Annotated in this window: 16 protein-coding genes and 1 pseudogene; 9 read left to right on the top strand and 8 right to left on the bottom strand. The window is 65.7% G+C overall.

Translation table 11 applies throughout. The features are described 5' to 3' along the window. Positions 1-273 precede the first annotated feature (273 nt). The 4 genes from rutA to rutB are packed head-to-tail and all read right to left on the bottom strand — an operon-like array spanning position 274 to position 3305. The gene (gene rutA, locus CI805_RS06125; protein WP_260927209.1) at positions 274-1341 is read right to left on the bottom strand and encodes a pyrimidine utilization protein A; all 1068 of its coding nucleotides are present in this window, start codon (positions 1339-1341) and stop codon (positions 274-276) included. 39 nt (positions 1342-1380) lie between these two features. Then, on the bottom strand, positions 1381-2160 hold the full coding sequence (rutD, locus tag CI805_RS06130; protein ID WP_260927211.1) for a pyrimidine utilization protein D: 780 nt from the start codon (positions 2158-2160) through the stop codon (positions 1381-1383). Then, the gene (gene rutC, locus CI805_RS06135) at positions 2153-2539 is read right to left on the bottom strand and encodes a pyrimidine utilization protein C (protein WP_260927213.1); all 387 of its coding nucleotides are present in this window, start codon (positions 2537-2539) and stop codon (positions 2153-2155) included. Before rutC ends, rutD begins: the two co-directional genes overlap by 8 nt. Before the next feature lie 22 nt (positions 2540-2561). Continuing rightward, a complete protein-coding gene (rutB, locus tag CI805_RS06140; RefSeq protein ID WP_260927215.1) occupies positions 2562-3305 on the bottom strand; it encodes a pyrimidine utilization protein B in 744 nt (247 codons plus the stop codon). A 180-nt stretch (positions 3306-3485) separates the two neighbouring features. On the opposite strand from rutB, the gene CI805_RS06145 reads away from it, so the two are divergent. Next, entirely contained in the window at positions 3486-4085 is a 600-nt protein-coding gene (locus CI805_RS06145; RefSeq protein WP_260927839.1) for a septal ring lytic transglycosylase RlpA family protein, read from the top strand. Positions 4086-4211: 126 nt separating this feature from the next. On the opposite strand, the gene CI805_RS06150 is transcribed toward CI805_RS06145, so the two are convergent. Both CI805_RS06150 and CI805_RS06155 read right to left on the bottom strand, forming a co-directional pair. Next, positions 4212-4625: a hypothetical protein gene (locus tag CI805_RS06150; RefSeq protein ID WP_260927217.1), complete on the bottom strand. Its 414-nt coding sequence runs from the start codon at positions 4623-4625 to the stop codon at positions 4212-4214. Further along, positions 4622-5749, bottom strand: a complete 1128-nt coding sequence (locus CI805_RS06155; protein WP_260927220.1) for an ABC1 kinase family protein — start codon at positions 5747-5749, stop codon at positions 4622-4624. Before CI805_RS06155 ends, CI805_RS06150 begins: the two co-directional genes overlap by 4 nt. A gap of 139 nt (positions 5750-5888) precedes the next feature. Between CI805_RS06155 and CI805_RS06160 the strand changes: the two genes are divergently transcribed. From CI805_RS06160 to CI805_RS06180, 5 genes are all read left to right on the top strand, one after another. Next, positions 5889-6047, top strand: a complete 159-nt coding sequence (locus tag CI805_RS06160; protein ID WP_260927221.1) for a hypothetical protein — start codon at positions 5889-5891, stop codon at positions 6045-6047. A gap of 346 nt (positions 6048-6393) precedes the next feature. Then, the gene (locus CI805_RS06165; protein WP_260927223.1) at positions 6394-8622 is read left to right on the top strand and encodes a M3 family metallopeptidase; all 2229 of its coding nucleotides are present in this window, start codon (positions 6394-6396) and stop codon (positions 8620-8622) included. 362 nt (positions 8623-8984) lie between these two features. Then, positions 8985-9905, top strand: coding sequence for a tyrosine-type recombinase/integrase (locus CI805_RS06170; RefSeq protein WP_260924483.1), 921 nt, complete (start codon positions 8985-8987; stop codon positions 9903-9905). Positions 9906-9909: 4 nt separating this feature from the next. After that, positions 9910-11109 carry an IS91 family transposase gene (locus CI805_RS06175; protein ID WP_260924481.1) on the top strand — a complete coding sequence of 400 codons (1200 nt, stop codon included), beginning with the start codon at positions 9910-9912 and terminating at the stop codon, positions 11107-11109. Positions 11110-11481: 372 nt separating this feature from the next. Further along, positions 11482-11754, top strand: coding sequence for a hypothetical protein (locus tag CI805_RS06180; RefSeq protein ID WP_260927225.1), 273 nt, complete (start codon positions 11482-11484; stop codon positions 11752-11754). A 445-nt stretch (positions 11755-12199) separates the two neighbouring features. On the opposite strand, the gene CI805_RS06185 is transcribed toward CI805_RS06180, so the two are convergent. After that, the gene (locus tag CI805_RS06185) at positions 12200-12484 is read right to left on the bottom strand and encodes a hypothetical protein (protein ID WP_260927227.1); all 285 of its coding nucleotides are present in this window, start codon (positions 12482-12484) and stop codon (positions 12200-12202) included. Between the two features lie 330 nt (positions 12485-12814). On the opposite strand from CI805_RS06185, the pseudogene uvrA reads away from it, so the two are divergent. The 3 genes and pseudogenes from uvrA to CI805_RS06200 all read left to right on the top strand — a co-directional run bounded on the left by uvrA (position 12815) and on the right by CI805_RS06200 (position 18586). Beyond that, positions 12815-15788: pseudogene (gene uvrA, locus CI805_RS06190) on the top strand (excinuclease ABC subunit UvrA). A 196-nt stretch (positions 15789-15984) separates the two neighbouring features. After that, positions 15985-16875, top strand: coding sequence for a hypothetical protein (locus CI805_RS06195; RefSeq protein WP_260927229.1), 891 nt, complete (start codon positions 15985-15987; stop codon positions 16873-16875). 214 nt (positions 16876-17089) lie between these two features. Further along, on the top strand, positions 17090-18586 hold the full coding sequence (locus tag CI805_RS06200) for a hypothetical protein (protein WP_260927231.1): 1497 nt from the start codon (positions 17090-17092) through the stop codon (positions 18584-18586). Positions 18587-18930: 344 nt separating this feature from the next. Here the strand turns inward: CI805_RS06200 and CI805_RS06205 are convergent, their stop codons facing one another. Beyond that, positions 18931-20148, bottom strand: a complete 1218-nt coding sequence (locus CI805_RS06205; RefSeq protein WP_260927233.1) for an argininosuccinate synthase — start codon at positions 20146-20148, stop codon at positions 18931-18933. Between the last annotated feature and the right edge of the window lie 40 nt (positions 20149-20188).

Here is a 20188-nt window from a genome sequence, read left to right on the forward strand (position 1 = left end):
GTCCCTTCCGGGGGCGGCCCGTTTTGCGTGGGGGAAGAGGGAGCGTGCCCGGCTCTTGCCTCGTGCCTCTCCCCTGCGCCGCTCAGCCTGAGCCTGTCGAAGGCGGCGGGATGCCCTGTGTCCGGGGCCCGCTGTCCGGCGCGCGGCCTTCGACAGGCTCAGCCTGAGCGGGCTGAATGAGTCTGGGCCGAGGATGGAGGCTGGCCGTGGCAGGTCGGGCAGCCGAAAGCGCCTTCGCGCCGAACCCGCTGCCTGTCGCCTAACCCCTTCCGATCACCCTATATGCGCGCGACTTTTCATCAGCGGCTGGATGCGCGTGCCGAAGTCTTCCACGCCCTGCACGAAGTCGTCGAAGGTCAACAGCACCCCGCCGGTGTTGGGCACTTCGGCCATCTCGTCCAGCATCCGGGCAATGCTTTCGTAGCTGCCCACAAGCGTACCCATGTTGATGTTCACCGCGCCTTCGGGGGCGGCGAGCTGGCGCACGTTGGTATCGGTGTTCACCGTATCCTTGGCGCCCTGATCGGCGAGCCACGCAATCGCATCGATATCGACGCCGTCGTTATAGGCCTTCCACTTGGCCTGCGCTTCCTCGTCTGTCTCGGCGGCGATCACCATCATCAGCACGAACACGGACACGTCGCGTCCGGTCTGCTCGGTGAATTTTGCCAGCCGCTCGTTGTTGAAGGCGAACGCGGTCGGCGTGTTGACGCCCTTGCCGAGGCAGAAGGCATAGTCCGCCCAGGTCGCCGAGAAGTTCAGCCCCGCATCGGAAGAGCCCGCGCAGATGATCTTCATGTCCGCCTGCGGCTGGGGCCAGACGCGGCAGTCCTCCATCTGGTAATAGTCGCCCTTGAAATCGGAGCTGCCGGTCTCCCACAGCTCGCGCAGCACGCGGGCATATTCGTCGAGCACCTGGTAACGGTTGCGGAAGTGCTCGTCGCCCGGCCACAGCCCCATCTGCGTATATTCGGGCGGCTGCCACCCGGTGATCAGGTTCATCCCGAAGCGGCCATGGCTGATCGAGTCGATGGTGTTGGCCATGCGTGCGGCGAACGCGGGCGGGATGATGAGCGTGGGGCAGGTGGCGAACAGCTTGATCTTCTCGGTTACGGCGGCGAGGCCCGCCATCAGCGTGAAGCTTTCGAGGCCGTATTCCCAGAACTCGGTCTTGCCGCCGAAGCCGCGCAGCTTGATCATCGAGAGCAGGAAATCCATCCCGTACTTCTCGGCCCGCAGCGCGATCTCCTTGTTGAGATCGAAGCTCGGCTTGTACTGCGGCGCCGCCTCGCTGATCAGCCAGCCGTTGTTGTTGATGGGGATGAACACACCGACTTGCATGAGGCTGTTACTCCGCGAAAGGGAAATCAGGAGAAGGGATCAGGGCAGGAAATCGAGCACGACGCGCTCGAAACGCGCAGGGTCGGTGAGGTTGCAGGCATGGCCGCCCCAGTCGAACACCTCGGTCCGCGCGCCCGGAACCGGCGCCGCAAGGTCGAGCGCGGTGTCCAGCGGCACGAGGAAATCGTCGCGCGTGGCGATCACCATCAGGTTCTTCAGCGCGGCAAGGCCCGCAGGGTCCGGCGCATAGGCCTGCACGGCGGCGATGCGCTTGGCCATCGTCTCGATGCCGGGGAAGGCGGCGAGGTGGTGCTCGGTCTCGGCCACGATCTGCGCATCGTGCGCGGCGATCCAGTCGGGCGGAAACAGGAACAGCGGCTGTGCTTCGAGGAAGGGCTTCACGCCTGCGCCATGCAGCAGCGCCAGCCGCGCGGCAAAGCAGCGCCGGGTGTGGCGCGAGAGCGTGCGCCAGCCGTTGATGACGGTCAGGCTGTCGAAACGGTCAGTGCGGATGGCCGCTTCGATGCCGATCGCGCCGCCCAGTGCATGGCCGATGAAATGCGCGCGCTCGATTGCCAGCGCGTCCATCAGCGCGAGCAGGTCACTCGCCATGTCCTCGATCGAGGTGGTTTCAGGGAGCGCCCGGTCGCTGCGTCCGGTGCCGCGCTGGTCGTAGGTCAGCACCCGGAAGCGCTGGTTCAGCGCGGGCAGGTTCGGCGTCCAGTAGGCGCCCGACCCGCCAAGGCCGCTGGAGAGGATCAGCCACGGCGCGTCGTCGGCGCCGTGGATCTCGTAGTGAAGCCCCGTTGCTTCAGGCAATGTGCGCGACCGAGGCGACTTCGACGAGGCAGTCCGGCTTCACCAGATCGCAGCGCAGGCAATAGCGCGCGGGCTTGTCGCCGGGGAAGTATTCGGCATAGACGGCGTTGAACGCGGCATAGTCGGCCAGGTCCTTCAGGAAGATGTGGTTCATCACCACGTCGGCCATGGTGCCGCCCGCCGCCTCGACCGTGATCTTGACCGCATCGAGCACATGGCGCGTCTGTGCGGCGGCATCGCCCACATGCAGCACCGCGCCGCCTTCGCCCAGCGCCAGCATGCCCGAGACATAGAGCGTGCCGTCCTTCGTTTTCGCACCGGCGGAGTAGGGGGCGATGGGCGTGGGGAACGCGGACGGATTGATCGCTTCGAACGGCATGGAAACTCCTTGGGAAAGCGGATTACGCGGCGTCGGCATCCTTGGGCGGAAGCTGGCCGACGGCGGTGCGGAAGTCGGCGACGGTGGAGACCCAGCCGAAGAACTTCTCGACATTGTAGACCGTGGCCGCCTGCATGAAGTCCGGCCCCAGATGATGCGTCGCGTCCTCCAGCATGATCCCGAAGTATTCGAGGTGGAAGCCGTCGCGCAGGGTCGATTCGACGCAGACGTTGGTGGCGATGCCGGTGAACACCAGCGTGCGGATGCCGCGTGCGCGCAGCACGCTGTCGAGCTGCGAGTTGAAGAAGGCCGAATAGCGCGGCTTGTGGACGCGAAGATCGCCCTCCTGGGGCGCCAGCGCATCGACCAGTTCGTAGTCCCAGCCGCCGCGCGCGAGGAACTTGCCCGCAAGTTCGGGGCGCTTGCGCATGGTCTTGAGCGCGTTGGACTTGTGCCAGTTGGGCGACATCGGCGTGCCCGCCTCGACATAGCCCGAATCCCAGCCGTTCTGCAGGAACACGATGGGCATTCCGGCATCGCGGGCCACGTCGAGCACTTCGGCGATGCGACCGATGCAGGCGGCGGCTGGGCCGACATCGAACCCGGCCTCGTCGACATAGCCGCCCTTGCTGGCATAGGCGTTCTGCATGTCGACGACGATCACGGCCGTCGTCGCTGCATCCAGCCGGATGGGTTCGGGGCGGGCCGGGAGGACAACCGAGGGTCCGCTGCGGCCGGGGACGGGATCGACAATATGTTCGCTCACCCAGACGAGTATTGTGCAGTCGCGAGCAGCGATCAAGCCCCCTTGTGACTTGGCGAAAATGATTTGTATTTAGTGACTTGCGATATAAAGTTGCAGGATGCGCAATTCACCGCGTTGCGAGGGGGGGAGCGCAGGCGGGCATGGACCCGGCGGCCCAAGCGCTGCTAGACCGCTGACATGATGCGCTTTCTCTCCCCCGATGCCGTTTCTCCTCGCTGGTCCCTTGCCGTGGCGAGCGCGCTGGCGCTGAGCGCAGTGCTCTCGGGCTGCGCCGGGCGGCATTACCGTCCCGTCAGCGATACCCCGGTACGGATCGGCCCGCCCTACACGGTGCGCGGCACCACCTATGTGCCCGCCGCCGATCCGACCTACGACATGCTCGGCTATGCGACGTGGTACGGCAACGAAAGCGGCAGCCAGGTCGCCAATGGCGAGCGCTTCCGCCCGGCGTGGATCACCGCCGCCAACAAGACGCTGCCGCTGCCGAGCTATGTCGAAGTGACGGCGCTGGATACCGGGCGGCGCATCCTCGTGCGGATCAACGATCGCGGTCCCTATGGCGACCCGCGCCGGGTGATCGACCTGTCGCGCGGCGCGGCGGAGGAACTGGGCATCCGCGCCAAGGGCAAGGCCGCGGTGCGCGTGCGCGTAGTCGAGCCTTCGGAAAAGGACCGCGCCGCGCTGCGCAAGGGCCACCCGGCGCGCGACCTGCCGCCCGAGAGCCCGCGCGCGCTGGCAAATCTGCGCGCGCAGTTCGTGGCGGGCGTCGGCGGGATGTGAGGGGGAAACCCCCTTACGTCATCCCAGCGCATGCTGGGATCGCTCTCGAGGTTGCGCCATGCTCACAACGATCCCAGCCTGCGCTGGGATGACGGAGTCAGAGGAGGAGGGGGCGCCGCTCCCGCTCTACCGCAGTAGGCCCACCAGTTGCACCACCGCCAGCAGCACCAGCCCGGCGCTGATCGCTACGCCTGCAAAGCGCAGGGCTCCGGCGATCTCGGTTGTGCCACCGCCGCGCGCTTCATTACCGGCATCTGCCTCCAGCCGCGTACGGGCGGCGCGGAGCAGGGCGGGGAGGTCCTCGGCGCTGCGGGCGAGTTCCAGCAGTACAGCCTCGGTTCTGCCGGGTTCGCCAAGGCGCGTGATGCGGCTGGCAAGCAGCTTGCCGCGCATGTCGGCCAGGGCCTGTGACAGGTCGAAGCCCGGCTCGATGCGGGCGAGCACGCCGTCCATCGTCACCATAGCCTTGAAGATCAGCACGAGATCGGGCGGCAGCACCAGTCCTTCCTCGCGCAGCAGCGGGAAGAAGTCGGCCATCATCGCGCTGAGCACCAGCGGCCCGGTGCCATGCCGCGCGACGAGGCGCTCGGAGGCGCGCTGGACTTTTTCGCGCGAAACGCCCGCATTCTCATTCCCCCGCTTCCATTCCAGGCCATCAGGGCATCGGTGACGCCCGCCGGATCGCCCGAGCGCAGCGAGAGAATGAAGGTCAGGAACTCGTGCTGGCGACGCGGGCTGACGAAGCCGACCGAGCCGAGATCGAGCAGCGCCAGCCTGTTTCCGTCAAGGCACAGCAGGTTGCCGGGGTGCGGGTCGGCATGGAAGCGCCCGTTCACCAGCACCATCTCCAGCACCAGTTCGGCGCCGAGCGCGGCAATCGCGGCCGGATCGATCCCGGCGGCCCGCAGCGCTTCGGGGTCGCGCGGAGGCACGCCTTCGATAAAGTCCATCACCAGCAGGCTGGCGGAGGAGTGCTGCCAGTGGATGCGCGGCACCACCACCGCCGCCAGCTTCGCCAGATCGGCGCGCAGCAGGTCGGCGTTGCGGCCCTCGGTGGTGAAGTCCAGTTCGTCGAGAATGTCCGCGCCCAGCTGCTCGATCATCGCGCGGGGGCGCAGGCGGCGCAGCGCGGCGCTGTTGCTTTCGGCCAGCGCGGCGAGGTGGCGCAGCAGTCGCATGTCGGCCTCCATGCGCGGGGCGATGCCGGGGCGGCGGATCTTGACCGCGACCTCGGTGCCATCGTGCAGCGTGGCGCGGTGGACCTGCGCGATCGAGGCGGCGGCGAGCGGCGTGGTGTCGAAGCGGGCGAAGACCTCCTCGGGCGGCCCGCCGAGCGCGGCCTCGACATCGCCGCGCAAGGTCTCGAAGTCGAGGCGCGGAGCCTCGCTCTGCAACTTCTCGAACTCGCGGGTCCAGGCATCGGGCAGCATGTCCTGCCGGGTGGCGAGGATCTGGCCGAGCTTCACATAGGTCGGCCCCAGCGCTTCGAGTGCGCGGCGGGTGCGGGCGGGGAGATCGGCGGCATCGGGTTGCGCTTCTGCGGTTTTGCCGTCCTGAAGCCCCAGCCGCGCCAGCAGCGAGTCCAGCCCGAAGCGCGCGGCCACGCCCAGCACTTCCTGCATCCGTTCCCGGTCGCGGGCGGCGACGGCGATGGACTTGAACATGGGCGGGCCTTTCGTCGTAAGATCGAACATTGGGGATCGAACATCGCAGAACGGCCGGGCAGCGCGGTGGTTTCCGGGACCCTTGTGCCGGGAACTTTCCGGGCGCCCGTTCGTTTTCTCTCCAGAAGGAGAGGAAAAAATGTCGATAGGCGCTGAAATACCTTTTCGCCGCAAACACTTCGCTCGCGAAACCGGCTCCCTGCTGCTTGACCGGCAGCGTCAGGACCATGTGCGCGAGGCCGAACGTGAGGCGAACAAGACCCCCGTCTGGACCGGGACGCGCTTTCTGGCATCCTGAACCTTCTCGAACCGGGCAGGCAGGACCCTCACGACCTGTCGACCGGGCTCGCACCCTGCGATGATCGCCACTGACTGTGGGATCGGAAGGGTTGCCCGCAGGGCGGCGCCGTGGCGAAATAAAATTCGCCTGACGCCGCCCTTGTTGTGTCCCGCGAGCGGCTATAACGCTGCCATACGCAACCTTTTGTCGATTATCGCGGCGTTGCCTCGCAAGGGTTGCCAGCTGCCGGATAAAGCGCTTCAAATCCCCTGATCGGACCAACCGGGGCGGGGCTGCGATGGGGCGCGCGTGCGTCACCTCCCCGCGCTCACCAAGGGTCCGTTCCTGTGGAGGAAGTGACACGATGAAGAACAAGGGTCTCCTGGCAACGGCGGCGCATCGCACGCTGGGCCTTGCCGTTACCGGACTAGCCATCGGAGCAGTAGCTGCCATGCCCGTTCCCGCTCTTGCCGCCGCCAAGGCGTCTGCGAAGATGGCCGCGAAGCCCGCATCGGTGGCTTATACCGGCCCCTTCGCCAAGCCCAGCACGCTCGACATGCACGCCCCGGACTTCGCCCACATCAAGGACAGCGACTACCAGCCCGCGCTGGAAGCGGGCATCGCGATCAAGCGCGCCGAAGTCGCGAAGATCGCCGCCAACCCGGCTGCGCCGACCTTCCAGAACACCGTGGTCGCGCTTGAGGAATCGGGCCAGCTGCTCGACCGGACGAATGCGATCTTCGGCCAGCTGGTCAGTGCGAACACCAACCCCACGCTCGATGCCGTCGACACTGCGATCTCACCCAAGCTGGCAGGGCTGAACGACGAGATCCACCTCAACGCCAAGCTCTTCGCGCGCATCAAGGCGGTGCATGACAGCGCCGCCGGCAAGGCGCTGACCGGTGAAGACGCGATGCTGCTGCAGACGACGTACGACGAGTTCGTCCACGCCGGCGCGCTGCTCTCGCCCGAGAAGAAGACGCAGCTCAAGGCGCTGAACCAGCAGCTTGCCAGCCTGGAGACCGAATTCTCGCAGAAGCTGACCGCAGGCTCGGCCGCCGCTGCCGTCACCTTCGACAGCAAGGACCAGCTCGACGGCCTTGGCGAGGCGGATATCGCCGCCGCCGCGCAGCTGGCGCAGGAGCAGGGCAAGCCCGGCAAGTACGTGCTGGCGCTGCTCAACTTCACGCAGCAGCCCGCGCTCTCCAAGCTGACCAACCGCGACAGCCGTCGCCGCGTTTTCGAGGCGAGCATCAATCGCACCTCGAACGGCGGCCCGAACGATACCACGGCGGTCGTCCACAAGCTGGCCGTGCTGCGCGCGCAGAAGGCGGCGCTGCTCGGCCAGCCGAACTATGCCGCGGTGCAGATGTACGACGGCATGGTGACGTCGCCCGAAAAGGCGATGGCGTTCATGCAGGGCTTCGTGCCTGCCCTTCGCGCCACGCAGGACCGCGAGGCTGCCGAGCTGGCCGCCGAGGCGAAGCTGGAAGGCCAGAGCGAGCCGCTCGCGCCGTGGGACTGGGGCTATTATGCCGAGAAGGTCCGCCAGAAGAAGTACGACCTCGACGAGGCGCAGATCAAGCCGTACTTCGATGTCTACAACGTGCTGGAAAACGGCGTGTTCTATGCCGCGAACCAGACTTACGGCATCACCTTCAAGCGCCGCACCGATCTGGTCGGCTACGAGAAGTCCATGCGCGTCTACGAAGTGTTCGACAAGGACGGCAAGCCGCTGGCACTGTTCTACTTCGACCCCTACGCCCGCGCCAACAAGCAGGGCGGCGCCTGGATGGGCAACTTCGTCAGCCAGTCCTATGCGCTGGGCAACAAGCCGGTGGTGTTCAACACGCTGAACATCACTCCGCCCGCGCCGGGTGAGGAGCCGCTGGCGACCTGGGACGACGTGACGACGATGTTCCACGAGTTCGGCCATGCCCTGAACGGCATGTTCGGCAGCCAGAAGTACCCCTCGCTGTCGGGCGCGAACACCGCGCGCGATTTCGTGGAGTTCCCCAGCCAGTTCAACGAGAACTTCGCCACGGTGCCGCAGGTGCTGGAGCACTACGCCAAGAACCTCAAGACCGGCGAGACGATCCCGCCCGCACTGCTCGCCAAGATCAAGGCGGCGGGCAAGTTCAACCAGGGCCTGACCTTCGGTGAGCTGACCGAGTCGGCAATGCTCGACATGAAGTGGCACATGCTGACGCCTGCCGAGGCCGAGGCGAGCGAGCCGGCGACGTTCGAGGCCAAGGCGCTGGCCGACATGGGGCTGCGCACCGACCTGATCCCGCCGCGCTATCGCACCACCTACTTCCGCCATATCTGGAGCGGCGGTTACGCAGCCGGTTACTACGCCTACATGTGGACCGAGATGCTCGCCCACGACGGCTGGGACTGGGTGGAAAAGAACGGCGGCATGACCCGCGCCAACGGCGATCACATCCGCGCCAGCTTCCTGGGTCAGGGCCATTCGAAGCCGTACTCGGTGATGTTCCACGACCTCACCGGCCACGATCCCGAGATCGGCCCGATGCTCGAAGCACGCGGCCTTGGTTCGGGCACGGGCGGTTCGGGCGACGGCGCGAAGTAATCCGTCACGCCGTTACTGACAGACGAAAGGCCGGGAAGGGGCATGCCTCTTCCCGGCCTTTTTCGTGCGCGGATGGGCATGATAGGACTGGGATACAGGACGCGCATCGGCTGCGATGCGTGGCTATTCTGGGGAGGCCTGGCCGGTAGCGGAATGGCTGCTCACGACCTAGGAAGGGCAGATAGCTGCCTTTCGCCGTCAGGTGTGGCGCATCACCGACAAACGAGATTTTCTGCCGTTCGGCACACGCCCCATGCACGAACCCGCTCGCGCGGGAGGGGCGCGTGGGGCGATGTAGCGTGGTACATGTAGGCCTTTAGCGGGGCGAGGCTGGCAGTTCCTTTAACGGAGAGGAACTTGCCATGACTGTCTCGATCAATACCGCCCCGATCAGCCCGCTGCGCCAGCGGATGCAGCACGACATGATGATGCGGGGGCTCGGTCCGCATACCCAGAAGGATTATGTGCGCCATGTGAAGCGCCTGGCAGCCTTCCTGGGGCGCCCTCCCGATACGGCAACGGAAGAGGACCTTCGCCGCTTTCAGCTCATGCAGCATGAGAGCGGGGTCAGGCCGAGCACCATCAACGGCACCGTGTCGGCCTTGCGCTTCCTGTATAACGTCACGCTCAGGCGACGCGATCTGGCGCGGGCCTTGGTCGTCACCCGCATCGTGCCCCGGCTGCCCGAAGTGCTGAGCGTCGAGGAGGCTGCGCGGTTGCTCCAGTCCGCCCCCGGCATGAAGTACAAGGCGGCGCTGGGGGTGGCCTATGGCGCGGGCCTGCGCGTATCCGAGGTCGCCCACCTCAAGGTCGACGATATCGACAGCACACGCATGTTGATCCGCGTTGAACAGGGCAAGGGCGGCAAGGATCGCAATGCCATGCTCTCGCCCCAGCTGCTCGAACTGCTGCGGATGTGGTGGCGAGAGGGCAGGAAGCGCGGGGTGCTGATCGCGCATGGCTGGCTGTTCCCCGGCCAGAACGTCACCGATCCAATCTCGACCCGGCAGTTGCACCGCGCGGTCCAGGAGGCGGCCGAGGTGGCTGGCATCCGCAAGCGCGTCAGCCCGCACACCCTGCGCCATTCCTTCGCCACGCATCTGCTCGAGCAGGATGTCGATATCCGCGTGATCCAGGTCCTGCTCGGCCACAGCAAACTGGAGACCACCGCCCTCTACACCAAGGTCTCCACGCGCACGATCCACGCCGTGTCGGGCCCGCTTGACCAGCTGATGGCGCTGATGGAGGGCAAAGCGCCCATAGGACCAGACGACGCCGGATGAGCCGATGCGCTCCAACCTCGAGGTCGCGGACATCTTCCGCTCGGTCGGACCAGCCTACCGGGCGGCCCATGCCGGGCACCTGAGTCTTGCCCAGCTCAAGGTGATGTCCGCGATCGAGACTTGTCGCACCGCAGCCCTGGGCGGGCACGTCGAGGCCTGTCAGGACTGCGGGCACTGGCGGGTCGCCTACAACAGCTGCCGCAACCGGCATTGCCCAAAATGCCAGGGCGCCGCCGCGCGCACCTGGCTGGCCGAACGGGAGGCCGACCTGCTTCCCGTCGGCTACTTCCACGTCGTCTTCACGCTACCCGCCGAGGTTGCCGACATCGCGTGGCAGAACAAGGCGCTGGTCTACGACCTGTTGTTCAAGGCGGCCGCGCAGACGATGCTGACCATCGCCGCCGATCCCCGCCATCTGGGCGCCCGGATCGGGATCACCGCCGTCCTCCACACCTGGGGATCGGCAATGACCCACCATCCGCATGTCCACATGATCGTGCCGGGCGGCGGTATCGCGCCCGATGCAAGTCGCTGGATCTCCTCGCGTCCGGCCTTCCTCCTGCCGGTGCGCGTGCTGGGGGCGCTGTTCCGACGGCTCTTCCTCACCCGGCTGAACGCGCTGCACGATGCCGGCAAGCTCGCCTTCTTCGGCTCCCTGACCGATCTGACAGAGCGGCGGACCTTCCAGCGGCACCTTGCCCCGGCGCGCAAGAAACGCTGGGTGGTCTATGCCAAGCCGCCCTTTGCCGGGCCGGAAGCGGTGCTCGCCTACCTCTCGCGCTATACCCACCGCGTCGCCATCTCGAACCGGCGCCTGATCGCCTTCGACGCGAACGGCGTGACCTTGCGTTATAAGGACTATCGCCGCGATGGGCCCGAACGCCAGCGGGTCATGACGTTGACCGCCAACGAGTTCATTCGCCGCTTCCTGCTCCACGTCCTGCCGCGTGGCTTCCACCGCATCCGCCATTACGGCCTGCTCGCCAGCGCCGCACGCCACGACAATCTCGCGCTCGCCCGCCGCCTGCTTCCCGTCACGCCAGAGGTGGAGGCGGAGGCGCCGGAGCCCGAAGCCGAGCCCGACACTTGCGCGCCATGTCCGTGCTGCGGCGGGCGCATGATCGTCATCGAAACCTTCCCACGCTGGAGCCAGCCCCGCGCGCCGCCCAGGCCTAGCCCGCCAATCCGGGAGCGCGCCGCATGACCCGGCATGGTCCGCCAGTCGCCATGGCCCCGCAGAGCGCGCGGTGGTCAGAGGGCCGACTTGCTCCCAACGCGCGACGCGCCCGCGTCTGCTCCTGGCATCAACCTCGACAGCGCGCCGAACACACCCTCAGCGCATCCAGGCACCCGCTACTGCGCTGCTGTCGTGCCTCCATCAAAGCGCGCACTTCACCCCGCCACACCACGCGAAAGCGCAAATCCCCATAGCCCAGCCTATCGGGCACGCGGGTTCCTGCATGGGAGGCTTTCGTACGCAAGCGCCCGAAACCCTTCACCATTGTGGTCGTTTACCGGGCTTGTAGCGGAGCCTAAAAACAGACGTTATGCTCGACGGGCCACTGAGGGTGACAACATGTACCGGATCATTTTAGAATGCGATGGCGTTCCCGTGCTCGTCGGAGAGGAAGCGGCAAATGACATCACAGAAGCCTTCAAAGCGAATTACCCGCACGAGCACAATGTCGTTTGTTCATGGAATGGAAAGTCGCTGCGGCTTGTAGCTGAAAATGATCACGACCCGGATGGGCTCAACTTGATGGATGAGTTCTCGGACAACATCTCCGCTTACATCACCGACGGTTTTGACGGCGATATAAAGCTAATCGAAATCGAGATTATCGCTTAAACGAGCGACTGCGAACACCAGCTTTTTCGCCAAAAACTGCCTGCCTCCTAACCACCCATCGCCCTTCCGGATGGCCCATCGCCCAAGGTAGCTTTGTGAAGCCGCCGGACCGGTTTCAGACAGTGCGAACCAACGGTGGCTGTGACTGCGATGGGTGGGGAGCGGTCATAGCCCTCTCTCCTTCAGGGAGAGGGTTGGGAGAGGGGAGCGCGCGACCTAACCCCTCTCAACTACGGCTAGGCAGCAAGCTGCCAAGCCTTCGTATCTCTCCCCTGAAGAGGAGAGAGATATGTCCACCGTGGGGCGTTTGCAGACCAGCAGTTTTCTGGCGCCCGATAGTCTCGTCCAACCACAACGAATGACCGTTTCCGGGCAGTGAACACGCGCCGTTTGATGGTGACAACAGGGCGCTAAGCCGCCCCGGCAGCGCGAGGCCCTCTGCCGATCAGTTCGCGCAGCGGTCGTAGTCGCCGTTGCGGCAGGCGGTGACGTCGCGGCGCCACTGGGCGAGCGAGGCTGCATAGTCGCTGCGGGCGCGGGCGTAGTCGTCCTGCGCCGAACTGCGGGGCGCAGCCGTATAGCCGCGCTCGCCATCGTTCTCGTGATAGCGGCGATAGTCCGACCACTGCTGCTGATAGCCCGCGTCGCGCTGCGATACGTAGGCGAGCTGGTCCTGATTGAGCTTGCGGATCTGGGCGGCATCGCGCGCGCGGGCGGTGGCCGAACGCATCGAGGATCGCGCGGATCGTCCGCATGGGCCGCGCCTGCCATCGAGGCAAGCGCCAGTGCCGCACAGCCCATCGCTGCGATTTTCGAAATGCCCCGCATCGTTACCGAACCCCTGAATGGCCGGAGTTTGACGTCCGAACCTGACCCTCATGTGACGGTGATTATGCCTTCGGGCGGAACCTTGCGCAAAGGCATTGCGATGAACGGCGCGTTGAACGCTCGCCATTGCGACGGATGGAGCAGTACCCATGTAAGGGCGGAACCCGGTGCAGTGCCTTATTCCTTCAGGCACCGCTTGATTGCCGCGAACAAATCTGGAACATGTGCCTCCATGAGTCTGACCCACATCACGGTGCGCGGTGCGCGCGAGCATAACCTCAAGGGCTTCGATATCGAGCTGCCGCGCGACAAGCTCATCGTCATCACCGGGCTTTCCGGCTCGGGCAAGTCCAGCCTCGCGTTCGACACGATCTATGCCGAAGGCCAGCGCCGCTACGTCGAATCGCTGAGCGCCTATGCGCGCCAGTTCCTCGAAATGATGCAGAAGCCCAATGTCGAGCATATCGACGGGCTGTCTCCCGCCATCTCGATCGAGCAGAAGACCACCAGTCGCAACCCTCGCTCGACCGTGGCGACCGTGACCGAGATCTGGGACTATATGCGCCTGCTGTGGGCGCGCGTGGGCGTGCCGTACTCGCCCGCCACGGGTCTTCCGATCGAGGCGCAGACGGTCTCCAACATGGTGGACCGGGTGATGGCGCTGCCCGAAGGCACGCGCGCCTATCTGCTCGCCCCCGTGGTGCGCGGCCGCAAGGGCGAATACCGCAAGGAACTCGCCGAGTGGCAGAAGGCGGGCTACACCCGCGTGCGCATCGACGGCGAGATGTACCTGATCGAGGACGCCCCGGCGCTCGACAAGAAGTACAAGCACGACATCGAAGTGGTGGTCGATCGTATCGCCGTGAAAGACGGCATCCAGACGCGGCTGGCCGACAGCTTCGAGCAGGCGCTCAAGCTGGCCGAAGGGCTGGCGTATATAGACCTTGCCGACACGACAGTGGCGGCGCTCCCCAACCAGTCCCTCTCCCCTTCAGGGGAGAGGCTAGGAGAGGGGATGCGCGCACTGCCCCCTCCCAACCCTCCCCCCTGAAGGGGAGAGGGCTACCAAAGGCATGAAGAACGCCGGGCTGCCCGCCAACCGCATCGTCTTTTCCGAGAAGTTCGCCTGCCCGGTCAGCGGCTTCACCATCGAGGAGATCGAGCCGCGGCTGTTCTCGTTCAATGCGCCGCAGGGGGCCTGCCCGGCCTGCGATGGCCTGGGTGAGAAGCTGCTGTTCGATCCGCAGCTGGTGGTGCCGAACGAGCATCTGACGCTCAAGCAGGGCGCCATCGTGCCCTGGGCGAAGTCGAACCCGCCGTCGCCCTACTACATGCAGGTGCTCTCCAGCCTTGCCGAACATTTCGGGTTCGACCTGACGACGCCGTGGGCTGAGCTGCCGGGCGAAGTGCGCCTCGTCATCCTCTACGGCACCGGCGGCAAGGCCGTGCCGCTGACATTCAAGGATGGCAAGAAGGAATACACCGTCAGTAAGGCGTTCGAGGGCGTGATCGGCAACCTCAACCGCCGCATGGTGCAGACCGACAGCGCATGGATGCGTGAGGAACTGGCCAAGTTCCAGACCGCGCAGCCCTGCGAGACTTGCGGGGGCAAGCGCCTCAAGCCCGAGGCGCTCTCGGTGAAGCTGGGCGGCAGCGACATCGCCGATGCCGCGCGCCTCTCGGTGGCGGACGGCTTCGCGTGGTTCGGCGCGCTGAACGACAAGCTCACCGACCAGCAGCAGCAGATTGCCAAGGCGATCCTCAAGGAAATCAACGAGCGGCTCGGCTTCCTCAACAACGTCGGGCTCGACTACCTCAATCTCGACCGTACCTCGGGCACGCTGTCGGGCGGCGAGAGCCAGCGCATCCGCCTTGCCAGCCAGATCGGCTCCGGCCTTTCGGGTGTGCTCTACGTGCTCGACGAGCCCAGCATCGGCCTGCACCAGCGCGACAACGACATGCTGCTCGAAACGCTCAAGCGCCTGCGCGATCTCGGCAATACCGTGATCGTGGTGGAGCATGACGAGGACGCGATCCGCACCGCCGATTACCTCGTGGACCTTGGCCCCGGCGCGGGCGTCCACGGCGGCGAGGTGGTGGCCGAGGGCACGCTCAAGCAGGTGCTCAAGAGCAAGAGCAGCCTGACCGCGCAGTACCTCAACGGCACCCGCCGCATCGAGGTGCCGACCGAGCGACGCAAGGGCAACGGCAAGTTCGTGACGGTCGAGAATGCGCGCGCGAACAACCTGACGGGCGTGACCGCGAAGTTCCCGCTCGGCACGTTCTGCTGCGTCACCGGGGTGTCCGGCTCGGGCAAGTCCTCGCTCACCATCGACACGCTGCAGGCGGGCGCCTCGCGCCAGCTCAACGGCGCGCGGGTGATCGCGGGCGCGCATGACAGGATCACCGGCCTCGAGAACTGCGACAAGGTGATCGAGATCGACCAGTCGCCGATCGGCCGCACCCCGCGCTCCAACCCGGCGACCTACACCGGCGCTTTCACCCTGATCCGTGACTGGTTCGCCGGGCTGCCCGAATCCGAGGCGCGCGGCTACAAGCCGGGCCGCTTCAGCTTCAACGTCAAGGGCGGGCGCTGCGAGGCGTGCCAGGGCGACGGCCTGATCAAGATCGAGATGCACTTCCTGCCCGACGTTTACGTGACGTGCGAGGAATGCGGCGGCAAGCGCTACAACCGCGAGACGCTGGAGGTGAAGTTCAAGGGCCAGTCGATCGCCGACGTGCTCGACATGACCATCGAGGACGCCGAGAGCTTCTTCGCCAACGTGCCCCCGATCCGCGACCGCATGCACATGCTGAACGAGGTGGGCCTCGGCTACGTCAAGGTCGGCCAGCAGGCGACCACGCTGTCCGGCGGCGAGGCGCAGCGCGTGAAGCTCGCCAAGGAACTCGCCCGCCGCTCGACCGGACAGACGCTCTACATCCTCGACGAACCGACCACCGGCCTTCACTTCGAGGACGTGCGCAAGCTCCTCGAAGTGCTCCACCGCCTCGTCGATCAGGGCAACTCGGTCATCGTGATCGAACACAACCTCGACGTCATCAAGACCGCCGACTGGATCATCGACATGGGCCCCGAAGGCGGCGTGCGCGGCGGCGAGATCGTCGCGGAAGGCACGCCCGAAGAGGTGGTGAAGGTCAAGGGCAGCTTCACCGGAAGCTACCTGAAGCCGCTTCTGAAGGCATAGAGGAGAGGCATTTCCACCTGAATCGACGGCTGTAAATCCTGAAATGAGATAGTCGGGCTGCCACTGGAATGCTGCTTGCACAGGCTGATCATATTTCGGGATTTGAAATAATTACAGAAATGTCACTTGATTGTGCAAGTATTGCGGGCTGATATCATGACTGTGCGCCACGATTCGTCGCGTCGGGCAGGCGGTCGTGCAGCGCTGGGGCTTGATGAAAGGAAGCGCCATGCCATCGTTTCGTATCGCACTGCTTGTTCCTTTAACTGCCGCAATGATCTGTGCCAGTTCACCGGGTTTCGCGCAAAGGGGCGGTGGCTCCAGCGGGTCTTCCGGGGCGGGAGCCAGTTCGGGCATCACTATCGGTTCGTCCTCCGGGCCTGTCGCGCCGCCAGAGATCACCGTGCAGGGCAACAGCCCGCTTCAATCGATGGTGACGCCGCAGGATAGCCGCATCCTGGCCAGTCAGGCGGCGTCGTTCGTGCGCTGTGCAAAGCTGCCGGACAATGCGCAGATGCTGAGCGATATTCTGGATCACAGTCCGCGTGAACTTGTGGCGCAGCGCGCCCTCCATGAATTCATTCTGAGCCATGCAGGGTGTTATCAGGACATGTCGATGTCACCCGCGTCTCCCCAGTCACCGCAACTGGGAGAGTGCAACAATATCGTGACCGGACTGTGCCGGGTCACCTATGATCGCGGCGCCCTTTATGAAACGGCACTGGACAAGTTCGCGCCCGATTACCAGCTCGGTCAGTTGCAGACGTTTGACCCGGCGATCCGCGCCCGCTTTATCGCGCGCCAGAAGGAACGCAATCGTATCCGGTTGAGCGTCGATCGGGACTATTTCATGGTCGTGGCGTGCATGGTGCAGCTGCGCCCGCGCGAAGCGCTGGATATGCTGCAGGCGAAGCAGGGCTCGCCCGAAGAGCGGACGATGCGCAGTGAGATGATCGGGCGTCGGTCTCCCTGTGTTGGTGGTGCCCGTAACGTGAACTTCGATCCTGGCCAGTTCAGGGCTTATACGGCGGAAGCCGTGTATGAATGGATTTCGGCTGCCAGGAACACGAATACGCTGGTCAGCTGAAGCACATTTGCCCAGCACGGACATTGCGGAGGACCGGTCACGTTCGTTCATGATCGGTCCTTTTGCTGTGCCGCTGCTTTCAGCGCCGAAGCGCGAAACGTTTTTACTGCCGGGGATGCTCCGCTTTCCTACACATCGCCCCATGCGATAAATCGACAGGTTCACGCCGCCGGTGCCCCGTGCGGCCGCTTTGACTCCTGCTCGGAGGTGAACCATGACAGGCTCTTCCCATTCGCCTTATCCCACGGCTGCCGGACGGGGATGGATCCCCGGTTCTCGCGATATCGGTATTCCGGGTGAGCGGGTGGGCGCTTCGTCAGCCTCGTACGCTGTGCAAAGGGATGGGGAGCGCGAGGGTGATAACCCTCGCACCTGTCCTTCCTGTCCTTGTCAGTCCGAGGGCGAGGCGCGGCCCGATATTCACAGCGGTCCCAGCCTGCGCTGGGACGACGAACGGGGGCGCGGGGAGGCGGTCAACGCGCGCGTCTGGGACGCCGGGCGCAAGGTCCGGTTTCTGCATCATCTGGCTGAGCATGGCGATGTTCGCGCGGCGGCGGCGCGGGTCGGGGTCTCGCGGCAGTCGGCCTATGTGCTGCGGCGGCGCGATGCGGTGTTCGCGGCGGGCTGGCGGGCGGCGCTGGTACTGGCGCGCGAGGCGGCGGAGGCGGTGCTCGCCAGCCGGGCGATGGATGGCGTGGAGGAGGTGGTGTGGTTCCGGGGCGAGCAGGTGGGGGTGCGTCGCCGGTACGACTCGCGGTTGCTGCTGGCGCATCTGGGGCGGCTGGACCGGGTGGCCGGGGAAGGGGCGGAAGACCTCTCGGGCCGGTTCGACGAATTGCTGGCACGGGTGGCGGGAGATCAGCCCGAGCCTGCGCTGATGGCTGCGAGCGTCGGAGCGTGCAAGCAGGATCGGGATAAGGCTGGGGGTGAGACTGGGGACGCAGCCTTGCTGCCGCCCTCGCGCGCGGCGTGGTCGGTTGCGGGCGGGGAGGCGCTGGAAAGCGTGGCGGTCGATGACTGGCTGGCACGACGCGCAGCGGGGCAGGCGAGCGACGCCGACGAGCCGGTCGCCGATTTGGCGGTGTGGCGCGCGAAGGCGGCGCGGATGTGGGACCGGTGGCAGGCGCAGGCCATCGCGCGTGTCGATGCGATACTGGCGGGGGAGGACGGGGCGGCAGAGAGTCCGCCCTTCGAGATCAAGTCGCTGGACGGGATGGCGGGCTCGGAGGCGGCGGTTCCGGGGGGAAGCGAGGATGCACTCTGGACCGTGTCATGTGTGTCAACTTCGCCGGCAGCGCCGGTCCGATCCGGATGCAGTCATGCTTCCAGCCCCCCGGATGGAATGGCGGACAGTCAGCGTGCCACGGCGTGGAGGCAGGGAAGAGAGGGGGCCTCGTTTACCGTTGCGCGGTGTCCGGCGCTGGCCGAGAGGCGGCGCACGTCTTCCAGTGCCTGCGCGACATGGGCGGCGGCGAAATCGGCGCCGAGCGCGTCCAGTATGTCCAGCGCATGGTGCAACAGGGCTTCGGCGGCGGGAAGCGAGGGCGCGGGGCCGGTGGCCGAAGATGGGGCCGGAGTTGGGGCCGGAGTTGGCGCCGTTGTGAGGGGCGGGGCGGGGGGCACGGTGTCGGAAATGGCGTGGTCCCTTTCTGGAAGCGGGAAGCGGGATCGGTTTCAGATTTGTAAGCCCCCTTGGCGCAATCGCTCCTGAACCGCGCCGGGTGTCGCTGCCGATATGGAGGAAAATACCAAGGAATAGTCCCTAGTGCCAGCAATGCTGCAGCGGCGAAATCGGGGCGTCTGTCCCGCGCGTGACACGCTTGGTCGGCTGGCGAGCGAAAAGGTTGCGGATAGTGGTGCGAAATCGCCGCACTCGGGAACGCTTTGGCAGGTGCGATGTTATCGTGTGTGAAGGCCGGCGCGACCATCCCCCACCCCCCTCCCGGTCGCGCCGGTCTGCCCCCCGAAAAAAGAACATATGGGCGCCCAAACGCAAAACGCCGCGCCGGACTGCTGTCCGACGCGGCGTCTTTCTTGTTACGGTATGACGTGTGTTCAGCGGCCCTGCTGGGCGAGCAGACGCAGGCGCAGGGCGTTCAGCTTGATGAAGCCTGCCGCATCCTTCTGGTCGTAGGCACCGGCGTCGTCCTCGAAGGTGACGTGGCGCTCGGAGTAGAGCGAGTCGGGGCTCTTGCGGCCAACCACCGAGGCGGAGCCCTTGTAGAGCTTGAGGCGGACAGTGCCGTTGACGCGCGCCTGCGAGTGATCGATCGCGGCCTGCAGCATCTCGCGCTCCGGTGCGAACCAGAAGCCGTTGTAGATGAGCTCTGCATACTTCGGCATGAGCTCGTCCTTGAGGTGCGCGGCGCCGCGGTCGAGCGTGATCTGCTCGATGCCGCGGTGGGCGCGGGCGTAGATCTCGCCGCCCGGCGTCTCGTACATGCCGCGCGACTTCATGCCGACGAAGCGGTTCTCGACGAGGTCGAGGCGGCCGATGCCATGCTTGCGGCCAAGGTCGTTCAGCTGGGTGAGCAGGGTGGCCGGGCTCATGGCCACGCCGTTGAGCGCGACGCCGTCGCCCTTCTCGAAGTCGATGGTGATGTATTCGGGCGCGTCGGGCGCGTCTTCCGGGTTCACCGTGCGAGAGTAGACGTAGTCAGGCGTCTCTTCCCACGGATCTTCCAGCACCTTGCCCTCGGACGAGGTGTGAAGGAGGTTTGCGTCGGTCGAGAACGGGCTCTCGCCGCGCTTGTCCTTGGGGACCGGGATCTGGTGCTGTTCGGCCCAGGCGATCAGCGCGGTGCGGCTGGTGAGATCCCACTCGCGCCACGGGGCGATGACCTTGATGTTCGGATCGAGCGCGTAGGCCGACAGCTCGAAGCGGACCTGATCGTTGCCCTTGCCGGTGGCGCCGTGGGCAATCGCATCGGCGCCGGTCTCGTGGGCGATCTCGATCAGGCGCTTGGAGATGAGCGGGCGGGCAATCGAGGTGCCGAGCAGGTAGTCGCCCTCGTAGCGGGCATTGGCGCGCATCATCGGGAAGACGAAGTCGCGCACGAATTCCTCGCGCAGGTCGTCGATGTAGATGTTCTGGTCGGGCAGGCCCATCAGCTTGGCCTTGGCGCGGGCGGGCTCAAGCTCCTCACCCTGACCGAGGTCGGCGGTGAAGGTCACCACCTCGCAGTTGTAGGTGACCTGAAGCCACTTGAGGATGACGCTGGTGTCGAGCCCGCCCGAGTAGGCAAGGACGACCTTCTTGATGCTGTCGGACATGGGCAGGACTTTCCTGTCTGCGGGGTTGGGCCTGTTTGGC

Source organism: Novosphingobium sp. 9 (genome assembly GCF_025340265.1).
Taxonomy (GTDB): Bacteria; Pseudomonadota; Alphaproteobacteria; order Sphingomonadales; family Sphingomonadaceae; genus Novosphingobium.